The sequence below is a fragment of the Myxococcales bacterium genome (genome assembly GCA_016706225.1).
GTDB lineage: Bacteria > Myxococcota_A > Polyangia > Polyangiales > Polyangiaceae > JADJKB01.
In genome coordinates this window covers 446,790-470,190 of sequence record JADJKB010000021.1, presented here as the reverse complement: position 1 = coordinate 470,190, position 23,401 = coordinate 446,790, and the positions used below count along the sequence as shown (strand labels likewise).

General features: G+C 64.4%; 17 protein-coding genes. 7 read left to right on the top strand and 10 right to left on the bottom strand.

The genetic code is table 11. The features are described from left to right. Positions 1-199 precede the first annotated feature (199 nt). Both IPI67_26840 and IPI67_26835 read left to right on the top strand, forming a co-directional pair. Positions 200-361: a hypothetical protein gene (locus IPI67_26840; GenBank protein MBK7583798.1), complete on the top strand. Its 162-nt coding sequence runs from the start codon at positions 200-202 to the stop codon at positions 359-361. A gap of 42 nt (positions 362-403) precedes the next feature. After that, complete coding sequence (locus tag IPI67_26835; GenBank protein ID MBK7583797.1) at positions 404-1,537, top strand: hypothetical protein; 1,134 nt, start codon at positions 404-406, stop codon at positions 1,535-1,537. 92 nt (positions 1,538-1,629) lie between these two features. Here the strand turns inward: IPI67_26835 and IPI67_26830 are convergent, their stop codons facing one another. From IPI67_26830 to IPI67_26795, 8 genes are all read right to left on the bottom strand, one after another. After that, on the bottom strand, positions 1,630-3,573 hold the full coding sequence (locus IPI67_26830; GenBank protein MBK7583796.1) for a hypothetical protein: 1,944 nt from the start codon (positions 3,571-3,573) through the stop codon (positions 1,630-1,632). Continuing rightward, positions 3,570-4,112: a hypothetical protein gene (locus tag IPI67_26825; GenBank protein ID MBK7583795.1), complete on the bottom strand. Its 543-nt coding sequence runs from the start codon at positions 4,110-4,112 to the stop codon at positions 3,570-3,572. Before IPI67_26825 ends, IPI67_26830 begins: the two co-directional genes overlap by 4 nt. Positions 4,113-4,120: 8 nt before the next feature. Continuing rightward, complete coding sequence (locus IPI67_26820) at positions 4,121-5,446, bottom strand: DUF4297 domain-containing protein (GenBank protein ID MBK7583794.1); 1,326 nt, start codon at positions 5,444-5,446, stop codon at positions 4,121-4,123. Between the two features lie 6 nt (positions 5,447-5,452). Then, positions 5,453-8,770 carry a DUF499 domain-containing protein gene (locus IPI67_26815; GenBank protein MBK7583793.1) on the bottom strand — a complete coding sequence of 1,106 codons (3,318 nt, stop codon included), beginning with the start codon at positions 8,768-8,770 and terminating at the stop codon, positions 5,453-5,455. Beyond that, positions 8,767-11,700, bottom strand: a complete 2,934-nt coding sequence (locus IPI67_26810; protein MBK7583792.1) for a DUF1156 domain-containing protein — start codon at positions 11,698-11,700, stop codon at positions 8,767-8,769. Before IPI67_26810 ends, IPI67_26815 begins: the two co-directional genes overlap by 4 nt. Then, positions 11,697-15,224 carry a DUF3883 domain-containing protein gene (locus tag IPI67_26805; protein MBK7583791.1) on the bottom strand — a complete coding sequence of 1,176 codons (3,528 nt, stop codon included), beginning with the start codon at positions 15,222-15,224 and terminating at the stop codon, positions 11,697-11,699. Before IPI67_26805 ends, IPI67_26810 begins: the two co-directional genes overlap by 4 nt. Before the next feature lie 153 nt (positions 15,225-15,377). After that, positions 15,378-15,827: a hypothetical protein gene (locus tag IPI67_26800; GenBank protein ID MBK7583790.1), complete on the bottom strand. Its 450-nt coding sequence runs from the start codon at positions 15,825-15,827 to the stop codon at positions 15,378-15,380. A 743-nt stretch (positions 15,828-16,570) separates the two neighbouring features. After that, on the bottom strand, positions 16,571-17,149 hold the full coding sequence (locus IPI67_26795) for a hypothetical protein (GenBank protein MBK7583789.1): 579 nt from the start codon (positions 17,147-17,149) through the stop codon (positions 16,571-16,573). Positions 17,150-17,342: 193 nt separating this feature from the next. Here IPI67_26795 and IPI67_26790 point away from each other — a divergent pair, with 193 nt between their 5' ends. Then, a complete protein-coding gene (locus IPI67_26790) occupies positions 17,343-17,609 on the top strand; it encodes a helix-turn-helix transcriptional regulator (GenBank protein ID MBK7583788.1) in 267 nt (88 codons plus the stop codon). On the opposite strand, the gene IPI67_26785 is transcribed toward IPI67_26790, so the two are convergent. Both IPI67_26785 and IPI67_26780 read right to left on the bottom strand, forming a co-directional pair. Then, positions 17,606-17,866, bottom strand: coding sequence for a hypothetical protein (locus tag IPI67_26785; GenBank protein MBK7583787.1), 261 nt, complete (start codon positions 17,864-17,866; stop codon positions 17,606-17,608). The genes IPI67_26790 and IPI67_26785 overlap by 4 nt on opposite strands. A gap of 13 nt (positions 17,867-17,879) precedes the next feature. Continuing rightward, positions 17,880-18,188 (bottom strand): hypothetical protein, encoded by a 309-nt coding sequence (locus tag IPI67_26780; GenBank protein ID MBK7583786.1) that lies wholly within the window; start codon positions 18,186-18,188, stop codon positions 17,880-17,882. A gap of 88 nt (positions 18,189-18,276) precedes the next feature. Here IPI67_26780 and IPI67_26775 point away from each other — a divergent pair, with 88 nt between their 5' ends. The 4 genes from IPI67_26775 to IPI67_26760 all read left to right on the top strand — a co-directional run bounded on the left by IPI67_26775 (position 18,277) and on the right by IPI67_26760 (position 23,393). Then, entirely contained in the window at positions 18,277-19,473 is a 1,197-nt protein-coding gene (locus IPI67_26775; protein MBK7583785.1) for a hypothetical protein, read from the top strand. A 439-nt stretch (positions 19,474-19,912) separates the two neighbouring features. After that, positions 19,913-20,992 carry a hypothetical protein gene (locus IPI67_26770; GenBank protein MBK7583784.1) on the top strand — a complete coding sequence of 360 codons (1,080 nt, stop codon included), beginning with the start codon at positions 19,913-19,915 and terminating at the stop codon, positions 20,990-20,992. 322 nt (positions 20,993-21,314) lie between these two features. Then, complete coding sequence (locus IPI67_26765; GenBank protein MBK7583783.1) at positions 21,315-22,970, top strand: AAA family ATPase; 1,656 nt, start codon at positions 21,315-21,317, stop codon at positions 22,968-22,970. A gap of 210 nt (positions 22,971-23,180) precedes the next feature. Further along, entirely contained in the window at positions 23,181-23,393 is a 213-nt protein-coding gene (locus IPI67_26760; protein MBK7583782.1) for a helix-turn-helix domain-containing protein, read from the top strand. Positions 23,394-23,401: the final 8 nt, after the last annotated feature.

Below are 23,401 nucleotides of genomic sequence, written 5' to 3'. Positions count from 1 at the left end.
CGCCGAACACCTGCGGGCGTGGGGCCAGGTTCTCCCCTGCTGTTTCTCCCCACGCCAAGGGAGATGGCATCCTTGTGCCAGCACGCATGAAGTGATCGCGCTGCACGCCAAGTGAATCGCAACCGTTGGGCACCGCCAGCTCAGCATCGTCATTCTCCCGCTCGCGCCCGCCTCAGAATATCGTTACGATAGTCCTAACGTGGACGACGACAACAATGAATCAGGCCGCGACATGGGGAATGTGCGCCGTGCGGTGAAGGAGCACTACGAGCATCGGAGCGGCCCGCTGTTCTTGGCGCAGCTCGGGCAATTGCTTCCTGAGCCCAAGAGCGATTCGCCGCCTAGCATGCCGTTGCATTGACGGTCGCCGTCGGTCACCTCGCTCCCCTCTGTGCGCCGGCAGGTGAACGCCGATACGTTGGGCGGACCGTCAGGACGCCGCGGCGCGATCGTCCTGATGCTTGCCTCATCGATGCGGATGCATCATCTTCCTCTTCCTGCGGCTGACCTCGATCCCATGTGGAGCACCCAAGCGCAGTTCTCCGCCGATCAGCTTGATCAACTCGATCTTGCGCTCGACCAGCTCGCGCTCAGAGACCGAAACTTTTCGCGCTTTGGGCTCATGCTTGTCGACAATGTCGTAGAGCTTGCGCTGCACTCACACGCTCGAACTATCGCCGCGGAGAACCAGCGCCGTTGGGATCGCAACAAACCTCCCGAAGTTGATCTCAAAGTCGTGTCGCGCGCCCAAGGCCAACACTTCGTCGACAAGGTGAAATTGGCTGAAATAACCAAGCTCCTCGATTCGGATGAAGCTGAGTCGATTCGTATCCTTCACGAGTTCCGCAACAGCGCGCACCACGCTGGCCATCGGCACGAAGGCATACTTCACTCGATAGCCCTTTTCTATTTCGGCCTGGCGTGCGCGATTATGACTCGGGCACGTGGTCCCTCGCATTGGTCAAGTTCTTCTGCTGACGAGGTTCCACACCGGGCAAAGAAGCACCTCGGAGTGGGTCGTGGAATCACTGCGGCGCCCACCCGTGAGGACTTCGCGCAAGTGTGGGTCCGCCTTCGCGGAGTGGCTGACGACATGAGCGACGGCCTCATAAAGTCGCTGGGCGCGGACATGGAACGTACGATTGATGACATCGATGAGGCCCTGCGCTTTCTCAGCGAAGACGCGTTTGAACCAACGACGCGCGACCGAGCCACCGTCCGAGCCCAGGTAGCTCCACTCACCTTTACAGACGAAGGAGAGAAGTTTGCAGCTGAGCACGACTGCAAAGCGCGGACCGTCGCCGAGCGCTTTCAATGGATGGAGGTCAACTATCCACTTCCGATTCCTCGAGATCCGATTGGTGGATGGCGCATGCGACTCGATGGCCTGAAAGCAGAGCGCAACCTCCACGTCGGACTCAAGAAGTACAGCAACTTCATGAAGCAAACGGAAGCCTTCCGCGAACAGGTGTTCGAGGCAGCCGGTTCGTTGAATGCGGGCATTCAAGCAGCCATCGATGAGGCGAGGGGAAAGTGACGGTCCGCCGCCCAACAAGGCGCTGCACACTGCCCGGCCCGGCCGCCTATGCGGGTTTGTGCTGCACTTGCTGGTAGTGACGGCGGCTCTGGCTATTCCCTGAAGTACCCGATGAGGGGTGGGTGCGCGTCGCTTGTAGGCGCCATGAGTCGCTCCTTCAGGCTCCTGCTGAAGCTCTCGGGCGGAACTCGGAATTCCTTGTCGATGAGGACGAACTGAGTCTCCTTCAACTCGGTTCCGGCGAGGTCGTACACCATGTCGTAGAAGGACTCGAAGATAGGCCGGTTGTTGCGCTCGCTGATGTTCTTCATCGGCGTGTCTATGATCAACAGCGTGGGCAGAGGACCGTTTACGCGAGCCGCGAGACGATGAAGGGCGATCGCATAGCAGCATTTGAAGATGGTGACCTTCCCTCCGCTGCTGAGATTGCCATGGTTCGCGACGATGAACTCCTCCTCGCCCGGTCGCACGATCTGTGGGTAGAAGTTCGCTGCCTGGATCTTCACAACGTGCTCTGCGCCGATCCCGGGAAACTTCGCCCGAACAAGGCAGTCCTTGAAGAGATCCTCCAGGAGCCGGAGGTTGCCGGCATCTCCCTCGGCTTTCTCGCGTGCCTCGGCCAATTCGCGTCGGACACGACTCTCCTCAGCGGCAAGTGCGTCAGCAGAGGCCAACAATTCGGTGACTCGAACGGGAAGGACGCGGAGCCGTTCCAGGCGCTCGCCTTCAGCGACCAGCGCTGCCTTCTTGTGCTCCAGGTCGATCAACGAGGACATGAGCAGCGAGTCGTACTGCTTGAGTGCCTCCGACAGCTCCCTGTCCGTGGTGGACTTGGCTCGTCGAAGTTCGTCGAGATCGCGCTTGAACTTGCGCAATTGCGCCGTCCGTCGCTGTATCGACTCCAGAAGCTCGACCTGTCGAGCCTCTGCGTCCTTTTCAGCCACGTCGAGTTCAGACAAAGACACTTCGCCGCCGTCGGGTTGGCAGCATAGACCGCACGAGCCGAGCTTCCTCGGTGGCAGCGTCTTGGAGCACAGCGGACAGGTCTCGAACGCGACGCCCGCGAGGAGCGCCCTCGCTGCATCCGAGCGCCGGAAGCGGACGCCCAACATGCGAAGCTCGTTGAGATGTCGCTTCTCGTCGGAGATCATCTTTTGGACCGTTCCGACCGCGTTCTCCGTTGCCTCGATCTCCTCACCAAGGCGCCTCCCCCTGAGGCGCAGGGCGTCGGCGCCGTGCCCTTCGGCCGGCCTGGTACGCTCACGAAGACCACCGGCCTGCAGCTCGACGGCCGAGCTTTCTGCCTTGATGGCTTCCAGTCGCACGTCTATCTCCGCCTCTGACGCCAGGTTGGCATCTGCCAACGCCGATCGCAGCGTTCTCGCTCCCTCCTCGGTCGCACGGCGTCTGACGCGAAGGTCATCCAACTCCCGCTCGAGGGTGGCCACCTCCTCGTGGTGGAAACCGAGCACGAAGCGCAGAACATCCCGGCTCTTGAGCCGTCGCGAGAAATCTGCTGTGGGCTCCAGGTGAAACAGGCTGCTCTCCATGTGCGCCTGGTCCAGGTAGCAGTACCAGAGGAGGTCGCGGAGGCTGAGACGGACGAGATCCGAGTCCTCCTTCAGCTTGCTCTTCCGAACCCGCGGCACTCTCATGCCCGCGAGGTGGAAAAGCAGGTCCGAGAGGACCCCAACACCTGTGCCCGGAAGCACCTCGTCGCCACCGACCCGAGCAGGAATGTTCACGTCGAACGGCTCGTCGCCGTCGTGCCAAGCGGCGTGAACAGTAGTGGCATCTTGCGGCCGGACCAGGACCACATCGGTCTCACCGACGCGCACGATCAACTCGGCCTGCACGAATTCGCTCTGAAGAGCAGGCGTGTCGTGCAGCGTTCCGCCGAGGCAGTAGTCAACGAGATGAGCGATACTCGACTTGCCCGCCCCGATCTCCCCGTGGAAATAGGAGATGTCGGCGAAGTCCACGGTCTCCGTCGCTCGCTTGCAGACGAGAGTGAGTCGAACGATGCGGAGCTTCACAGGACGATTTCCTCACCCCAACGCATGTTCGTCAGCTCTGGAAACACCTCATAGATGAAGTTCTTCAAGCGCGAACCCGTTAGGTCCCCAAAGGCTTGCGTGACGACACGACTTCGAACCGCGAGGTCCTGAAACGCCTCCTGAGTCGCTAGGCTTGCAGCCAAGGAACGGCCCATCGGAGTCAGGTGCAGACGCACGGTGCGGCCCTCCACGGTAGCTCCGACCAATCGGCGTGCGCTAAGCAGCGCGATCCAGCGTCGATAGCGGTGGTCCCAGGGACCATAACGAAACCGGATCATCGAAGTCTCGATATTCGCCCGCTCATAGGGCTGGACGTGCGCCCTGCTCGGATCCTTCTCGGCCGCCTTGAGCGCGCGCTCAAGACAGTTGGGATAGCGCAGCAGGAAGTCGAGCTTGGCCAGCTTCGTCAGACCATCAACAGGACGCTCACTCTTCTTCTCAGCAGCGAGCAATAGCAGGAGAAGACGGGCCTCGTGGGGCTCATCCATGAGCCCGACGCGGGCTGCGGACCTGATCATTCGGAGGCTCACCTCGCCCCCCCGAGGTCGAACTTCGGCCCCCACCAAAGGTGGCACTCGGCCGTGAGCATCGCCGCCACGCCGACCAGCAACTCGTAAGGCTGGCGCTCAACCATTTCAGGTCGGTCCGTCGCAGCGGCTCGCAGCCGACCATAGACATCCTGCAACAGTCGGCGGCCGTAGGGCTGCGACAATTGCTCCGCCGCGAGAAGCGCTTCTGAGTACTCGCCCTTCACCACACCTTCGATTTGGTCGAGCAGCGGCGCGGTCCTCTCGGGCGCTGCGTCGGTGACCTCAAGTAGACGCCTTTCGGTCGCCAACATCCGGTCGCGAAAAATCTCCACCTGGCTCTGCAAGCCAGCGGCAAGCAGCTTCGCCTCCAGCACAGGGAGCTTCCTCTCAACAATTCCGGGTTTGAGCGATGCTGTTCCCGGGAGGTAGCGGAACGGCGCTGACTGTCGGTCTGCGACCACATCGAAGAGGTCCTGGATGGTGATGCGCTTCGCGGCGATCTCCGGATGTTTACGGTCATCGCCGGAGACGCAGCACCAGTGACGCGCCGGATCGTCGCTCCCAAGGGAGGACGCCCTGTACACCCGGGCAACCAGCTCATCTCGGAGGGAGTTGAGCTGTGCCCGCGCGAGTCCCGCGCAACCGGCTAGAAGGGGGACGTGGTTGTGCGCTATCTCTGCATCGAAGCTCTCGCGTTTAGGTCCGTTCTCCAACGACATCTTCCGGAGGGCAACGAACAGCGGCTCGTGGGGGTATTCGATGTCCGTGGCCAGCTTCTTGAAGGCCCCATCGAAGGGTGCAGCCACGGAATTCGGATCCGAAGCCCTTCGCACCGCGTCCAGAAGACGTGGCAGGGAGCGGTGGGCGTTCGTTTCCCCATCGGTGTCGAGGAATCGCGCGTTCGAAACGACGTGCAGGTTGGCGATACGGTTCGGAAAGCGCATGTCCAGATGCACGAGGTGCTTGACGGCACCACACATCTCGGTGTCCCCGAGGGTCCACTCACCCTGTTCGCGCTGGCGCGTCTTGACTTGGTAGCCCTCCCATTGTCCGTCACTGCGTTCCGCCAGAAGGTCTTCGTGATGTTCGCACCAGATGGCAACGTAAGGCTGCTTTTTGAGGGCGGCGCCGATGAGCAGAATCACGCCGTAGGCGTGCTGATAGCGGAAGTTGCGCTGGGTCTCGTCGCCGCGGTCTTCTGTGTCGAGAACGTGGTTCGGCGGCTCATCCGTGGGCGAGGGTGCGCCCCGCTTCGGGGGGCCCGGCTTCTTCTTCACAGACGGAGCGTCGCTACCGTCCGCGGACTTCTTCCTGCCGGCCACGATCGACTACTCCCTCTCAAACGCCGCCGTCTGAAACTTGAGCGTCTTCGCGTTCTCGCTGACGGTCCGGACGGCCGTCTCCTTGATGCCCTCAGGGACGCACACTCGCATCTCCAGGGTCACCTCGACTTCGGCATTCGGCAGCGTGGAAAGGTGCTCCAGGACCTCTACGACCGCCCGCCCGACGTCTTTCACGACTCGAGCGGGGTCGAGTTTCACGGATGCGACGAAGGTGTTGGGCGGCAGCTTGGGAGCGCCCGGAGCCGGCATCTGTTGGGATGCCGGCGGCCCGTCGCTGCCGGTCGGGGCTCGTCCGGTGTCGTGAGCACCGGGGGCGGCCGCGGGACCCCGTTCACGTTCCCGCTGGGCACGCGCCACCGCGGCCTTCACGAGCAGCGTGTTCCGATCGACGACGGCGATCTGGCCCTCACCAACCTTCAAGCCGCTGTAGCGCTTCTTCGTCTCGTCGAAGGTTGCGGCCACCGCGAATGTGTCGTCCGCAGTGAGCACGGAGGCGCCGTCTTGAGCGGCGAGTTCGAGGACGCTGCGGTTCGTCACGCGCGGCAGGTACAGGTAGCGAGCGAACCACTCGGCAAGTTGGGCGACGCTCACGTGCTCGCGCTCGCCCCAGAGGTGCTTGTCGAGCACTCCGCGAAGCTCGACGCCGCCGAGCTTGGAGCGGAGGACCCACTCCGTGGTGAAGCGGGATGTTGCCCGCTCCGCAAGGGATCCCTCACCACCGACCTTGAAGTCCTCCCACTCGATCTCGGCGCTGGGGTCCGCCTGCCTGGGTGCGAGCCCCCATGCGTACGTCGCGTGCAGGCGCACATCCAACGTGTTGTCGAACTCCTCGACCTTCGTTCCGACCTGGTTCTCCTGGAACTTGTCGAGGTTGAGGGGCGTGGACTCCTTCTGTATCGACTTCCACGCGAGGAAATGAGCGGTGGCGTTCAAGACGCCATCGAGGTCCTTCAAGTCGGGCGCGAGGAACAAGAGGCAGTTCCGTTCGAGCCTCGGCCCCGTGCCCTTGCTCTCCAAGATCGCTCGTGCTGCCTGGACCGCGGGGCTGGCGTTGTCCTTTCCGGTCTGCCCCTTCTTGTGGGGCTGCGTCGGGGAGAGCACGACCAAGCGAGCGGAGGGCTCATCCACCACGTCTCCGCTGGTCTCTGGGCAAGCGTGAACGGCGGCGAAGTCGCCGCGCTTCTTCGCGTCCCTCTGGATGCGCGAGACGACCTCGGCGTACAGGGTCTCAGCGTCGCGGAGGTTCGTGCTCGCCCGATCTTCGGCGAGCCGATTGAGGTTGGCCTTCGTCGAAATCCAGTAGCGGTTGCCGTCCTGATGGATGTACTTCGCCCGATCGCTGATCCGACGGAGCGCGTCCCCGAAGGTTGCCACGGACTCCCCGGGCTGAACGCATCCGAGGCGGACGCGGCGGTCGTCGATGCCAGGGTTCTTGTTGTCCGCGCCGGGGGCCGTGCCCATGTAGAGCGTCCGTGCGACCCGACGGCAGGCAGAGACCTTCCCGAGGTTGGGTGAGGCCCGATCGAGTTCGAGAGGTAGCGAGTGCTCTCCGTCTATGTCGAGCGAGATGATCGGCTCCCACACGTCGGGGAGGTAGCGCGTCAGCTCGGACCGAACGGCGCCGTCGTACATGGGCACGCTCGACGGCAGGATCATCAGGCTCGCGTCCTGACTCTCCCAAAGGCGGTGGACGACCTTTGCGAGCAAGCGGAGAACGCCGCGAGTGCGCTGGAACTTGTCGAGCGTGGACCAGTCGTCGTAGAGGCGCCGGAACAGCTCGGGATGGATCGGGTAGGCGTTGATGATGTCGCGCTCATACGCCCTCTCCCCGCAGCCGAGCGGGAAGTCATCCGACGAGTCCTTGTACATCTTCACGAAGCTCCGGACGACGGCCTCGCGTGCGGTGATGCTCTCCCTGGCGTCGATCGGCTCGAAGAGGCGGCGACGGACGATCTCGAAGCCCTCATCCGCGCTCGCCGGGCGCCACGGCTTGCCGACTCGGGTGAAGACGTTCTTCAACGTCTCCAGCGCAAGCTCGCCGTTCTCGCCGCCGATCTCGATCTTCGAGGCCGGGATGGCGGCCACGACGAGGGTTTTCTCCGCGGCCTTGGCTGCCTCGGTGAGTGCTTGGGCGAACGAGGCCTGTGCCTCGAAGTCGCCCGCGGGAAGGTCACGCTTGCCGACCACCTGCCGTGCGTAGGCGACCCACTCGTCGATGAGCACCACGACCGGCCCATACATGCGGAAGAGATCGACCAAGACCTTCGAGCCCGGGCTCGTGCCCTTGGCGTCCGAGTCGGCGACGAGCTTGTAGGCCTCCTTGCCCTTGGCGCCAGCAGCCGTCCCCAACTGCCATGCTAGCTCGCCCCACAGCGTACGAACGACAACGCCATCGTGCTTCTTGGTCTCCTCCCCGGGGGAAAGGGCTGTCCCGACCAGCACGACACGTCGAGCTTTCGGAAGATCCTTCAGCTTCGCATCGGCGAGCACCTCGTCCATTCCGGCGAGCTTCCCCCTCGGGTCTCCGAAGATGTGAAAGAGCGCGAGCATCGAGTGCGTCTTGCCACCACCGAAGTTGGTCTGAAGCTCGACGACAGGATCGCCTCCGGATCCGGCGATGCGCTGAACGGCCCCAACGAGCAAGTCCTTCAACCCCGCCGTCAGGTACGTGCGCCGGAAGAACTCGATAGGATCGCGATACTCGTCGCTGCCTTCTCCGCGATGAACTTGCGCGAGGTCCGCAGCGAATTCGGCCTGCATGTAGCGGCCGGACGCCACGTCCTTGTGGGGCGTCACGATCTCACGCCACGGCTTCAGCCCTGCCTTCGTGGCCATTTCGATGGCCAGAGGGTTCGTTGCATCGACCGCCTTCTGCTCGGCCAGGACCCCCTGCTGAAGCTCTCGCTTGAGCTTCCCGCATTCCTCGGCCTGCTTCTGGGCGTGAGCCGCTTCAAGAAGGCGTTGGGCGGTATCGATGGCCCGGTAGGCGTCATCGTTCGTGAACGACTCGTCATGCGAGTGCTTGTTTCGCACGTCCCGAAGTTCGATGGCGTAGTTCCGATCCACCTGCTGGAGCGACATCCGGAACACGTCGCTCCAGAACTCGTTGCCGATCGCTTTCAAGAGTGCCTGCGTGTCCCAGTTCGGGGACCCGTCGCGCCCCGTCTGAAGGGTCAGCCGGGCCCGCGCCATCTCTTGCCAGTTGGTTCCCAGGCGATTCCGAAGCTCGCGCTCGACGTAGGGCTTGAGCCCCTCCCGAACGTGGTCCAGCGCCTTCCGTACACGATCCCGAGTCGAGGTCATCCGTCGTCGTCCCCTTCAAAGAGTCGAGTCTGGCCCTTGGCCGCCGTCTTCGCCTTCACGCTCTTCCTGCCGGGCTTGCTTGGAGTGGCAGGCGCCGGTTCATTCCCCACCTTCGCCGCGAGCTTCTCCAGTTCAGTCCACGCTAGGATCAACCCGTTGTACGAACGGGCGTCCTCCGCCCACTTCTTCCGCTCGCAGGTGTTGTAGAGGCGGTAGGCCAGCTCGCGGGTCGCATCCGAGGCGGAGCCGAGCTTCTTCAGCAGGCGACCCGCTGCCTCTTCGCCCTCCTGTTCGAGCAAGCGAATCATGTGCTGGGTGAACTCCCAGACCGTCGGACGTTCGTCGGTGGCGGGGTCGTAGTCGAGCGGTCGCATCTCGTGCCGTTTGAGGATCCGGACCTTGCCGGCTCCGCTGTGACAGATGCCGGCTTCGACGACACCGCCCACGGAGACGTTCCGGGCCTTGGCGAGGGTCTCCGCTTCGCCGAACGGCCCTGCGGCCCAGCCGTGCTGCTCGTACCAGGTGATGGCGAACCTGGTGTCGGCGTCGAAGTCGCCCTCGCCCGATGCGAGGTACTCGTCGAGCACCTCGTTGATCAGCTGCAGAGCCCCACGAACGCTCATCGGCGAGCCGTCCGCTTCGAGGACCTGCTTGTGACGAGAGAAGATCGCCATGCCCGGGCCGATAGACGCCTGCGCCACGTCCACGGGTGCGATGTTTCCCTGCTGGAGCTTCCTCAGGGCGTCGGGCAGTTCCTTTCGTAGCAGTCTCCGAAACTCTCCCCGAGTTGCCGCCGTCCCGCTGGTGGCTCGAACGCGGCAAACCAGGACAATGGAGGAGGCCAACGCATTCCGCTTCTCCTCGCGAAGGCCGCTCGACTGCTCCGTTCGCATGGGCCAGGTTCCCCCGATCTCGAACCCCGCCTCCACGAGTGCTGAAAGCATCTTTTCCCAACCCGAGGACACTGCGGTCTGGTCAGTCCCTTCCCCCGAGGTGACCTCTTGTTGCTTGAATGCGTAGTAGATCGTTAGCGGAGCGTCTGTGGCAGGCGCGTCGTGCAGTGCCCGGAAGAAGACGCTGAGGCCATGCTCGAAGTGTGCTGCGGCTGCACGCGGATCTCCACCGAACCTTCCTGGTTCGGCCACGAGTTCCTGCTCTTTCGGAGTGAGTACGGTCCGAAAGTACTCAGGGTAGAGCCGGCCGATGCTGGGTCGAAGCCAGGCATAGAACCAATCCGACAAATCCGCGTAGCCAATGTTGTCGTAGTACGGGGGATCGGTGCTCACAACGGTTGCGCGGTCGCGGTGCCTTTCAGCATCAGCGGCATTCGCCTGCTCAACCAGTCCGACGGGCCCGGAGGCCCAGGCGTCGAGAACCTCGGCAACCGAAACCGTGGTGCCGTAGAAGTCCCCTCCTGCGCCAGCCAGCGGATTCGTTTCCGCATACGTCATGATCATCGTGAGCGCCTGACGACCAAGGGCGCCGGCAAGCCTGCCCATCCCTACTTCCCAAAGCGCCAGAGCGCAGTTTCTCGTGGTTGCCTTGCTGACGGAAAAGCCGAGGTAGGTCGCGATCGCGTCAGCGTAGGAAGGGTCTCTGGGATCGGCATCCGCCAAGTCTCGAAGAACTCGATCGCGGGCGGCGCTCACGAGCTGAGACAGTGTCGTGAGTGCCAAGAGTTGGCGCGGCGTGAACAGGTCCCTGTGACGCCGCAAGCCGTACGCCTGCACGCGAAAACCCAGAGCCTGAGCAGGTAGCTCCGTCCCGGGTGCATCGTCGGGAACTGGAACATCGGCGGCCAGGCGCTCTGCCTCGGGGGTGGGGGGGAGATACACTCGACCACCCGGGGCATCGGCAACGACGGCGAGCAGTCGAGCCCCCATCCGGCCTGCCTGCCCCATTTCACGAACATAGGACGCTGGAATAGGAGCCCCACTCATCAGGCAGGTGAAGTCACCGCGACCTTCCTTCGTGCCGGCCGCGACCGCGCTCGGGTCGGGGGGGTCGCCCAAGCCGATTTCAAAGTGCCAAGGCTGACCGCCTTTATTCACCACCGGGCGAAGCCAGGCCTTCTTGCCTGCCTTCGTGGACAACCAGTAGGTGGAGACAAGCGGCACATGCACTGAAGAAAACGCGGGGTTTGGGCTCGGAACAGTGCGGGCCCATAGCCATGCAATGACGGTGGCCTGTCCGCCTCCGTGCTCCTTCGGCAGCTTCACCTCGGGGTAGAGGTGACCGATCTTCTTCTTCGCCTCATCGCGAAGCCACGCGCCGTAATGCCGCACGTCTTCGGCGAGTCCTTCGGCGGCCCGCCAACTCCCAGGTGTTCGTGTTGCTCGCGACCCAGGGTTGATCGGCGGCATTCCAGCGAAGCGCGCCGGGATCTCAATGAGCGCCTTGTTGATCATCACCGCGACGGGATTCAAATCGCTCGCGATTGCGCGCAGGCCGAGTCGCTGCGCCTCGAGCGGTATCGTGCCGCCGCCAGCGAAGGGGTCATGCACTGGCGGCACCTCGGTGGCGAGATAGTCGTTGACGACCGAAGGTCCCGACGCGTCCGACAGCACCAGCTTCGCCTTTGGTGAGGAGGACGCTCTGGCGTGACTCCGCGCGATTTCCCTCCTCACGGCGGCGAGAACATCGTCTCTGTTCGAGTTCTCCCAAGTCACGAGCTGCTCGATCAGGCGGAAGAGTCGCTGGCGTTCGTGGTTCTGAGCCTCCTCGGTCGGGAACAACTCCGGCCACGAGGAAGGGTCGTCGACGAGCTGCGCGAACAGCACGGCCCGCGCTGCCGCCAGTGGCCGTCGCGCCCACCACAGGTGGAGGGTCGATGGGTGGCCGTGTCTAATCGACTTCTCCTTTGCCGACGCCGCGTTGATCGCTTCCAGCGGCAGGGAGACCTCGATCAGCTTCTTCCGGTACGTGCTCATCGCGGCGGGCCCCCGCAGTCTAGGAGGTGCTTCAACGAGTACGTCGCGTTTGTCTGCGCGAACCCCGGCTGGCCGAAGTCGAAGTGGGTCACGTAGACGGGCGGACGAGCGACACCGTTCTCGATCAGCACGATGGCAAGCCGGAACCTTTCGGGTGCGTTCAGAGCGCAGAGGATCTCGTTGCGGGTGAGGGTCACGGAGTCCGCGTGCGCCAGGCGCCCTTTGACTTCGACGAAGAAGAGGTGGCTCTCCTTCGACTCCTTGGACTCGATGTCGTAGCCGAGCCCGCGCTCGGCGCTTCGGTCCGTAGTGATGCGCCCGAGAGCGCGTTCAGCAGCGAGCACGGCTTCCATGGCAAGCCGCTCCGTCAGCTCCCGGTCCGCGTCGGATTCGACGGGCTGCGCCGCTCCGCCGACGTCCAGCTTCGCGAGTAGACCTCGGGGAACGACGAGGGCACCGCCCTTGATCACCGGCGGTTGCGAGAGGAACGTCCGCTCCGCTGAGAGCTGAAGCATCCGTGCCTTGAGACGATCACCGAGGCGGTTGGCTCGGTCCTCGGCGACCTGTGCGGGCAGCTTGGTCTTTTTGCCGGCACGCTCCTTCGCCCTCAACTCCTCGGCTCGCGCGTCCCAGAAGCGTATCTCCTTCATCAGACGCGACTTCACCTCAGCCTCAATTTTCGCGACGAGTGGGAGCCGGTGCCGTTTGACCTCTTCGTAGTGACGGGGTGCGACGGTCTGGATCGCGAAGCTCATGACGAGGGCTTCCCACTCCTGGTTGAGCCAGGCGCTCTCGACCTCGGCGCCCAAAGCGACGCGCTCTGCCTCCGTGGCCCCCCGATAGTCGAGGTACGGGGCGGCACCCGCGTGGCGGAAGCTGCCGTCCGCTGATGCCTCGACGAACTCCAAGCGCTGGGAAATCACGTTGTACGTCCCGTGCCGACCCTTCCGGCCGTCTTGGAGAGTGTGCTCGAGCGTAAACAGCATACGAGGGACGATGCCCTCGTCACCGTCGTCGACGAGGATCGCTCCCCGCTTCAACAGATCGACATGCTCATCCAGGGTGCAGGAGATCGTCGCTTCGAGTAGGGGACTGCCGGGACAGACGAGATGGGCGCGAGGCTGCTCATCCACGTACTTCTTGTCGAAGGTCACGCGCTCGTAGCGGAGCTGTACCGGAGCCCCTGTGCCGACCACGCGGTCCCTCTCCCGAACCTTGGCCGGCACGTGGGTGATCTCGAAGCGCCCCTCCTCGCGTCGGTGCATCTGACCCCCGAGCCGTCGGAAGGCCTCCGCAAAGAAGCTCTGGATGAAGTGCGGCTGGAGCCGCTTGGCGTAGGCGCGCTCCATGTCCTCGCGGATCGACATCACCTTGGAGATGTCCATCTCGTTGTGGACGAGCGCCCGCCGTTCCATCACGGAGATAATGTGCTGGTGATCGACTGCGCCGTCGGTCTGGCGTAGGAGGTCCGCCTTTCGAGCGGGGTCGGAGCCGTAGCGGATCGCCTCCATCAGCAGCTCGCGTAGCGGCTTCTTGTCGAAGAGCTGCCCGAGCACGTCGAAGACCTTGCCGCCGAGGGCATCACGCTCAGCCTCCAACTTGGTCAGAAGCCGGATGTAGACATCACCCTCCCGTGTCTCCTTCGCGACCAAGTTCCAGAGGTGGCAGACCTCCTTCTGACCGATGCGATGGATGCGACCGAAGCGCTGTTCGAGGCGGTTGGGGTTCCACGGGAGGTCGTAGTTCACCATCAGGTGAGCCCGCTGGAGGTTCACGCCTTCCCCGGCAGCATCGTTGGCGACCAGCACCAGCACGGTGGGGTCGTTCATGAACGCTTCGACGACCCTACGACGGTCTTCTCGGCTCACTGCACCGTGGATCTCCACGACGGCCTCTGGTCTGCCGAGGCGCGTCCGGATCCGGCGAGCCAGATAGAGCAACGTGTCCTTGAACTCGGTGAAGACGACGAGCTTCCGTCGGTGCCCGTGTTCGTCCACCATCAGCGGGTCGTCGAGGATGCGGCTCAACTCCTGCCACTTGGTGTCCTCGCCCGACGTGTTGACGGCCTTGGCGACGCCTTCGAGGTCTTTCAAGCGAAGGATCTCGGCCTGAAGCTCCTCGACCGTTCGAGCTGCCGTCGCGTGATCGACGACCTTCTGCTCGATGTCCTCGCGCTCTTCCTGCGGGGCCTCGTCGTACAGTTCGTCGATGTCCTCCTCGTCGAGCTGCGGGGCCCCATCACGTGTCGACAAGCCGCCCGCCTCCTGGCCCCGCAGGAGGAGCTTCTCCTCGCGGATGCGCGCCTCGAGCCGCTCGCGACGACGTTGGATCGAGCGAAAGATGGCCTCGGGTGAAGATGCCAGACGCCGCTGAAGCGTCATGAGCGCGAAGCCGACGTTGACCTTGCGGGCGGCTTCCTTGTCGGCGAAGCGCTCCGCCCGGTTCATCTCGGTTCGGACGTACTCGGTGACCTCGGCATAGAGGTGGGCTTCCTCGGACGATAGCTCGTACTGCGCGGTGTACGACTTGCGTTCCGGGAAGAGCTTCGACCCGTCGAAGCGAAGGAGGTCTTCCTTCACCATCCGTCGCATCAGATCGGAAGGATCGCCGGTGTGCTCTCCCTCGCGGAACCGGCCTACGAACCGGTCGCCATCGAGCAGTGCGAGGAAGATGTTGAAGTCCTCTTCGTTGCCGTTGTGCGGTGTGGCGGTCATCAAGAGCAGATTGCGCGTGTGTTCGCCGAGGACCTCCCCGAGCAGGTACCGCTTCGTGTACTTGATCTCGTCGCCGAAGACGTGCCCGCTCATCCGGTGCGCCTCGTCGCACACCACGAGGTCCCACTCAGGCGCAGCTTTGAGGCGTTCTTGAACGTCTTCGTTTCGACTCAGCTGGTCGAGTCGCGCGATCAGGAGGTTCTTGGACTCGAAGGGGTTCGCCGTTCGCGCGGCCGCGATCATGTCACGCGTGAGGATGTCGAACTCCAAGCCGAACTTCTCGGAAAGCTCGTCCTGCCACTGCTCCGTCAGGCTCCCCGGCGATACAATCAGGCAGCGCTCCAGGTCGCCGCGGATCATCAACTCCTTGATGAGCAAACCCGCCATGATGGTCTTGCCAGCGCCGGGGTCGTCCGCGAGCAAGAAGCGCATGGGCTGCCGCGGAAGCATCTCCTCGTACACGGCGCTGATCTGGTGCGGCAACGGCTCGATGGTCGAGCAGGTGATCGCGACGTAGGGATCGAAGAGCCAGGCCAGCTCGATGCGGCGGGCCTCCGAGACGAGGCGGAACAGGTCGCCATCGGCGTCGAAGGACCAAGCGCGGACGGACTCGACGAGATCGAGGGAGGGTTCATCCTCTCTCGAGACGATGCGGGTGTGGAGCCCGCCCTGGGCGTCGGTGAAGATGACCTCCGCCGCGTTCGCCCCGTGGAACTCGATCGACTTCACTGTGGCGACGCCGTCGACGGCGAGGCCACGGACGCGGGCGCCCTTCTGGAGTTGCTCCAGCTTCATCGGGTTGGCCCCGATCGCACGCCCCGGCTGACGCCCTCCACCCACATGTGCGCCGAGGCTACTCCAAAGACGGTGGCGTGCGGGGCGTGTTCCGCGCACAACGCAGCGTGCCGCCCGACCTGCAACGAATGCGCACGCGATGCTTGAGTCTTGAGCCTATCGGCCAATTCAGCCCTCCCCTGCTTCGCGCCGGACCCTCTCGGCGCTTCGGTAGTCTCCGGGGAACTTCGTCTCGACGTGCCCCGCGACGGTGTACAACCAGACCTCGCGCGTTTCGTCCGTCGCGAAATCCGCAAAGTGCTCTATCGCCCCACGGCGCAGCCTGGGCGGGTCGCCTAGGATCATTTGCAGGGCGAAGGGGTAGTGAGCGACTTCCGACGCCAGCTCGGTTCTGCCGTTGTTCAGGTTCGCGATGCCGTACAGCCCAGACAGCCGCGCGAACCTTCCTCTGACCAGCACAAGTTCAAACTTGTACTCCGGTGGCAGGCCGCGCGTGCGTCGGTCGAGGACGAATCTGACGAGTTCGGGGTGGAGATCTGCGAACTCGTCACCGTTTGCGGAGAACAGCATCGTGACGACTTGCTTGAGGAACCGCAATGGCTTGCCTGTGAACCGCACGAAGAACCGTTCCTCGCGGTCAGGCGGAACTTGCAGCAGGCGCTCCAGTCCCTGTTGCGCCCAGGATGCGTACTCGGCTCCGTACCAAGCACCAGTGTTGTTGTTGCACGGTTCGCAGAGCGTGTATGCGCCTCCGCCCCGCTGCTGCGTTCGCCCGCTCCGCCCATCCCACCGCCCGGGCGTAAGCAACTGCCGCGTGTGTGCGCGAACGATCGGTCTACTATTGAACGCACTCTCGGGCGGGACGTGCTCCCACGACAGCGGCCCAGAGACGCCGCAGATGCGGCACCTTCCTTCTGGTCGAGGCCGGCCCATACCTTACCTGCCGACTCCCCGAAGGGCTCGCGGGCGCTGTGGCCGGCTGCGCAGGTGCCGGGGACCCATGCCAGCGAGACTACCGCGACGTCGGTACTCGCGGATGGCGCCCCAGCGGCGCACGAACAAGAAATGTCGCGCCGAGTGCCATGTCGAGTCGGCCGCATGCGAGCTGCATTGCGGTGCGTCAGGTCCCGTCGCTTGACTGCGTCAGATGTTGTCGCACCCGGGCTCGGTGGAGGCCAGCGGGTGTTCGTCTGTGACGACATGGCGGGTGTGGCCGTCCGCGGCGAGCAGGATGGTCGGAAGACCGGTGGCCCTGCCAACCCATTGACTTGGCGATGGATTCCGGACTTGTAAATGTTTCAAATGACGGCCCAGCGTGGCTCAGCGGTATCGGCCGCGCCTCGCTGGGGCCGCCCGCACTGTCAGTGGAATGTGATCGTGAACGCGCCCGCGCCGTTCCGACCTTTCCCGCTGCTCCCCGGCCCGGCGTACTTCGCCGTGAACGTGCCGATCGGGTCATGCGCGGTGAGATCCTTGTCCACAGCGGTCACGGTCACGCTGTCGCCCACAGAGAGTTTCAGCGTGAACTGAGCGTTCGCGGTCTGCGTGTCCTTGTACCACTTGGTGTCGGTCTGACCGCTGCTGGACTGCACGGTGAGGGTCGGGTCCGCGGCGTCCCCGGCGGCGTCCCAGGGTTGCCCACCGGGTTTCGCGAGGTCCACGACCAGCGAGACGCCCACCGTGACCTCACGGGCACCGGCTGGCGCGCTTGGGCGCGGCACGGCGGGCTGGACAGGGTCGGACGCGGTCTCCGTCGGGGGAGTTGGCGACGGACTCGGTGCAGCTTGCTGCTCCTTGAGTTTCGCCTCTCGTTCCCTCAGGTCCTGTTCTTTCCTGCGCAGGTCGTCTTCCCTGGAGGTGTCGCCGCTTTTGCACGCGAGCAGGCCGGCGAAGACGACTGCCAGCACCCCGAAAGCATCGCGCCGTACCCTGATCGACATCGCTCATCCCCGCAGTTCTGTATTAGGTATACTGCTTACAGTACTCCGCGGGTTGTAGACGGACAAGCGCGTGAAACGGCAAAGCGCACGGCGGTGGGCGCACCGGCCGTCACGCCGGTGGCCCGCCCGGCGCCCGGTCGATTGTTCTTTATTGAGGAAACCGGCATTGGGCTGCCCGACGACCCTCTGAGGGGTGACGAAGGCGCCTGAACGTCGACTGGAGCACGTTCTTGCCCGGCGCATCCGGGAGCTGGCTGCGGAGCGGGACAAGCCGGTAAGCCACTTCGCCGATCGTGCCGGCATCGCCCGCTCGCACATGTGGGCTGTGCTGAACGCTGAGCGCTCCGCAACGCTGGCGCTCGTGCAGCGTTTGGCCGATGCGCTGGAGGTCGACCCACTAGAGTTGCTCCGCGGGGAGCCGGCAAGGCTCCGTGCGCGGCGCACTCGCACGAAGCGCTAGCCAATGGCGTCCGCTTCGTAAGCGTCATCGAAAGCGCCAGGCGGGGCGTCACGTGGCATGCGCACCAACGCCTGGTAAATTGAATGCAGGTTTCGGTGCAGCTCGGCCGGACGGATCTGCTGCCGTCCCCACGCTGCCAGACTCAGCCGCAGCGAATCCAAGGCATCCGCGGCGTTCGACGAAACGTCGAGGCGCCGCAGCAGGAGCCCGAGTATCTCGGACGCCAACTGCAGCGCCTCTTCGTCCGAAGCGGTCATCCTGGTGCGCCGCTCACTCGGCATCCGCGTCGTCGTCCGCGTCGTCGTCCGCGTCCACGTCCTCCAGGTCTTTGTCGTCGAGGTCGTCCTCATCGAGGTCCTCGACGAATTCCATGGCAGCGTCACGGCCGAAGACGAACGTCGTTCCGCAACGGCGAACGTCGTGCTCACGGGCCCAACGGCGCACGACACCTTCCGACTCGCCGGCAAGCGTTGCCAACTCACTCACAGTCATCGTTCCGTCGTGGTCGTCCAGAAATGCCTCTACATCTTCGAACATATCGATCTCCTTGAATGTGCGCGCCAGCGCAACGACCGTCATCGTACGAAGCGCCAGACGCGATGCCATGGAAGGAAGTCGCATTCCTTGGCAATGGCATCAGCGGTCTTGGTGGGCTGAGATCAGAGCCATGGCTGACGCAGGAGCTAGCGACTGGGTCTGCATTAGCGAAGCAGAGGAGAAAGGGCGGGTGCCGCGTCGCACGCTCTATGCGCGCGTTGAGCGGCGCCAGTTGCCGAGCAAGATGATCGACGGTGTCGTCCACGTGCGGCTGGCCGACGTTGCTGCAATCGCAGCGCAACGTGCTGCCGGCATTGCACCAGAAAATTCCCAGGGAAACAGCCCTGCAGCACAGAGTCTGCACAGCGCGCATCCCGAGGAACTCCACCTGGCGCGCACTCGCGTTGAGCTACGCAAGGCAGAGGCTGAGGAACTTCGGGCGGTCGAGGGTGTTCGCCAGACCCGCGACGAGATCATTGCCGCCGAGGCCGAGCGTGATGAGCGGCGGAAACGGCTCGCTCTCGAGACCGAACGCGAGCGCATCGAGGTTGAAAGTGCTCGTCGCGCGGCCGAGCTGACCTGGAGGCGTCAGGCCGCTGCGGTCCAGGACGAGGCTCGCCAGCGCGAGGAACACGCTCGGCGTGAGGCGGCCCGACGTCGCCGGGAGGCCGAGGCGCGTCAGGAAACAGAATTGCGAAGGGTGTGGGTCGGTGAGTGGCTCGATGACGTCACCGCATGGACGCTGGGTGCGCTGGGTGCCTCCGCTGTGCAAAAGGCGCGTGATGCGGCGCGGCGCGTCTTGGAGCGCTTGCCTCTCGGGACCAAGGTCCGCCGGATCGAAGAACTCATCAATGCGGAGTTGCAGGTCGACCTTTCCGAGCAGCTCGCTGCTGCCCACGCCGACGAGGAGCGCGACGCCCGGGCTCAATTCGTCGACTCGGCGACGAGGGAGTTTCTTGGTCGGTATGAACCGAGCCAAATCGCTCGCATACGCGAAGCCGCCCAGCGCGCTGCCGACGGGGTGAGCTGCGCAGACGGTGCGGCTCGTTGGATCGTGACGCGGGCCGCACGCGATGAGAGTAGGCTGATCGACGAAGATGTTCGTCGCGTGGCGGCGGAGCAAGATGGGCGGCGCGCGTGGGCGCGAGTCTATGCGCAGCTTCCTTCAATCGTGCTCAAGATGCTACCCGACGACGCCGCCGTGGCTGACAGAGAGAAGGCCCTGACGCTGCTGACGCAACTCTACGAGGACCGGCCACCCGAGATGAAACCGCGAGAGTTCGAAGGGCTCGCCAAAGATCGTCTCAAGCTGCTTGTCGATTCGTAGCACAATGACCACCGCGTCACCGCGTGAGTGGGCGTTTCAGGGCAACTCTACGGTGAGCGCCCGCCCGAACTGGAAGCCGGGGAGTTCGGCGCACTCGCCACGGGCAGACTCAAACTGCTGGCGGGCCCGTAGCACGACGCCCATCGGGTCGTGGGCGGCGCGGAGAAGACCCGCTGGCGGACCAATTCCGAGATGGTCACGTCGAGCACGCGCGCTTCCTGCTCTAGTCGCGCGCGCTCATCCTTGCGGAGCACAACGGCGATGCGTGCGGTGCGGGGTGAGGGAACGCGTCGACCCATGAGGGGAATACTACTCGCACTGGGTAGGAGATGCAGCTTTCCGTAACGCGGGGACCGATCAGTCGAATGGCTGGCCGATGAGCCAGGAACGCGCCATGTCCGCTTGCGCGGTGGACGTGTTTTGAATCAACGTTGCTGTCATGGCATGGGTATCAGACAGTTGGACCAGCACCGCGTATACTGGCCTCACTCTACGGCAAGCGTTCTCGGGTTTCCCGAAGCCGGCCGGCGCCGCGCTGCTCCGCTGGGCAGGATACTTTGCAGCCAAGGGCTCGCCAGACTGCTACCTGGCAAGCTCGGTCCTTAGCGAAGCGCTCGCGCTTGCGAAATGGGCGGCGGCCAGGGCGGCCACGGTCGAGCACGCCGACTGGGATGCCTACCGGTCATTGATGCTGAAAGAACTGGCCGCAACGGTTCGCGCGTATCGGGCCTCGCTGAGGCAACTGCAGGAAGACGCCGAGTGGGAGCTTGGCAAGCATCGCGCGAAAGAGCTGGCGGTGCTCGAGCGAGCCAGGCACGTCCACCTTCTGGCACTCGTGAGCAACTGCCGTTCGGAGACCGCCCACTCGCGAACACAGGAGTTCGCGCGGAAGTTGCGGTACCGAGCCGCCGCTCCCGCGAACGCAGCAGCCACCAGGACACAGCACAGGAGCAGTAGTCGGCGATGGGTCAAGGTGCGCTATTGGGACCAGCAGGGCGTAGAACTGCCACCTCACCTGAGCGCATGGTGCGACCTGGCCAACGCCATCACGTTTGTGGAGCAGGTCTACGACCTCGCCCTGGAATGCTTTGCTGATCAACGCACACGCGATTTTGACTGGACCGATGCGTACCAGGTCGCTTGTCGCCTGCAGACGGGCAGGATCAATGCGCGCCGTGCCGCGGTGGAAATGGCCAAGGCTGCTGGCACCTATCCGGCGGGCGCGAGCACGCCGGGGCTTGTCCGGTCGGCATTCTCGGCGTCTACCAGGTGGGGAGTCGGTCTCCACGACATGCAGCCCACCGGCGGCGCAGGGATTCGGCCCGGTCCCCTTCGCATAGCTGCCGAATCGCAACTGCCACTGACGCCCATTTTCTCCCGGGCGTGCGAGTCGACCACGGCGCGCTGCACGCCATTGCGAGTGTTCCCGCGGACCGAGCGTTGCTCGGCGACCGTGCCGGTGTGTGGATTCGCCTGTCCTCCGGGCTCCGGGCTCCGGTGTCAGGTTCAGCCGGGGTAAACCCGAATCGACACGCGGCCCGAATGAATCAACTTACTCGGGCCATGAGCGAGATTACGCACGAACATGCCCAGGCGATGCGCCGCGCTGCTGGCATCAGTCTGGTGCAGGTGGCGGTTGTGGCTCGGTGTGCCGCTGCCACGGTGAGGGCCTGGGAGTACGGGGCACCGGTACGCCCTGACATCGAGGCACGACTGCTAGAGGCGTACCGGATCCTCTGCGTGCCCGGTCCACAAGTGCCTGGGGCGGACCAGGTGGACCACGGACGGCGCGCCCACGCTGGATCCGGGCCGGGGCGCAGCACCGCGCGGGGACGAAACCCTTGAATCAGCACACACCCACACACCGAGTCGGACCGGAAGACGGTCGTCAGGATGTCTCGAGCGCGGTCACTCGTGTCCCACCCCACGACCTGGACGCCGAGGCGGTGGTGCTGTCCGCGTGCCTTGCGGCCTCCGAGAATGTCGCGAAGGTGCGCTCCATCATCGAGCCGACGCAGTTCTACTCCGAAGCAAACCAGTGGATTTTTCGTGCGGTTTGTTCGGTCGCAGACGCTGGAGATGCAGTCACTCTGGCATCGGTCGCTGGTTGGCTGCTCAGCCAGACCACCGCCGATGGAAGTCGTCTCAGGCAGGTTGGCGGGTCGCAATACCTTGCGCTGATCGCTGACGAAGTCCCAGCGGTTCTGCATGTCGAGCGTCATGCTGCACACTTGCGAGACCTCGCAGATTTCAGGTACGCAGCCCAAATCGGCCAAGAACTTGCGGTGGCTGCGTACGCGAGCGACAAGGGCGAAGTTGCCCGACTGCGCGAGGCGGTCGCACGATCGACAGCCAGTGTTCTCCGGTCGTTGACGCCTGCCCAGGTTGTCGCCCGCTGGCACGCGGAAGGCCCGCTCGTGCGTCTGTCGACCGGCATCGCGGAGCTGGACGAGGCGACGCGCGGCGGATTGCCGGTGCCCTGGCGAACCGTCATCGTCGGTGCCCCGAGCGCCGGGAAGACCTTCATAGCAGTGGCGATCGCAGACCATCTAGCGCGCAATCTCGCCGCGCAAGGTGTGACGGTTGGAATCCTCGCCGTGGATGAAGATCCGGACGACATGACCGTACGCCTAGCTCAGATAGCCGGGTTCACCGTGGCGCAGGCCGAACTCCGTGCTCCGGAGACGCTCCGCGCAATCGAGGCTGCACTCGCGCCCTTGGCGATCTATCTGTATGACGCTTCGTACACGATCGAATCCGCCGCAGAAGCGCTGGCTGCCCATGTCGCATCGCAGCAGCGCGGACATGGCTGTCTGTTTGTCGACTCGATTCAGGCCGCATCATCCGTCGGTGCGCGCAGGGCCAAGGCGCCGCGCGAGGTCGTAGAGGCAAACATGCAGGCCGTGCGCGGCGCGTCGACGCGACACCGTATGCTCGTGGTCGCCACGAGCGAGGCGAACCGCGCGAGCTACCGGGACGAGGATGCGTCCCTGTCCACAAATGATCTGGCGGCTGGAGCCGAGTCCCGCGCCATCGAGTTCGGCGCGCAGACCCTCTTGGTGGTGCGCACGCCGAAGGACCACCGGGATCTGGTTCACGTCCGCATCGCCAAGAACCGCCGGGCACATGTTGGAGAGTTCTGGCTTCGGCTCGACAGAGACAGTCACAGCCTCTCGGCGTGCCGTGAACCGAGCAGGGACCCTGCGGTGGCTGAGCGCGAGGCAACCCGGAAGCGCGAAGCAGCGCGTCGCTTGGTCGAAGATGATGCATGGGCGCTCGCTGACGTGGTTCGACAGAGTCCCGGGCGCGGAGAACGGGAACTCCGCGCCGCCGTCCGGGCAATGGGTCACACGTGGGGGCGCGAGCGACTCGACGCGGCTCAGGGTCTGCTGGTCGAAGGTTTGGGCGGTGTTCACCTGGTCAATCGTGGCGGGCCTAGCAGTCACAGATGGTTCATCGAGGAGGGTGCTGGGGTCGCGGAGGGAGACGATGGCTGACCTGTGCCCGTGTGCCCAAAGCGTGCCGGGCACACCCCCGCGCAGACGCCGTGTGCCGCGCGCGCCCCCCTATGGGGAGGCGCGCGCGGCACACGGTCGTTCACGCCTGAGTCGGCGCGCGCCGCGGTCGAGCGAGGTGCCGTGATGGCTGCGGGTGATCTGAAGACGCCGGCGATGGCGGACGTCGATGCGGATGCCGTGCCCGCAGCGATGGCGCCCGTGGCACTCGCTCCGGTCCTCACCGTCGAGGAACTAGCAGGGCTGCTGCGTGTCGAGCGGAAAACAGCCTACAGCGCCATCAACGCTGGAGAAATCCCCGGGGTTCGCAGAATCCGAGGCGCCATCCGCGTCCACCGGGACACAGTGCTAGCCTGGCTGGCTGAAGGCCAAGCCCGCGTCCCGCGCCCACGGAGGAAACCGTGAGCGTCCGA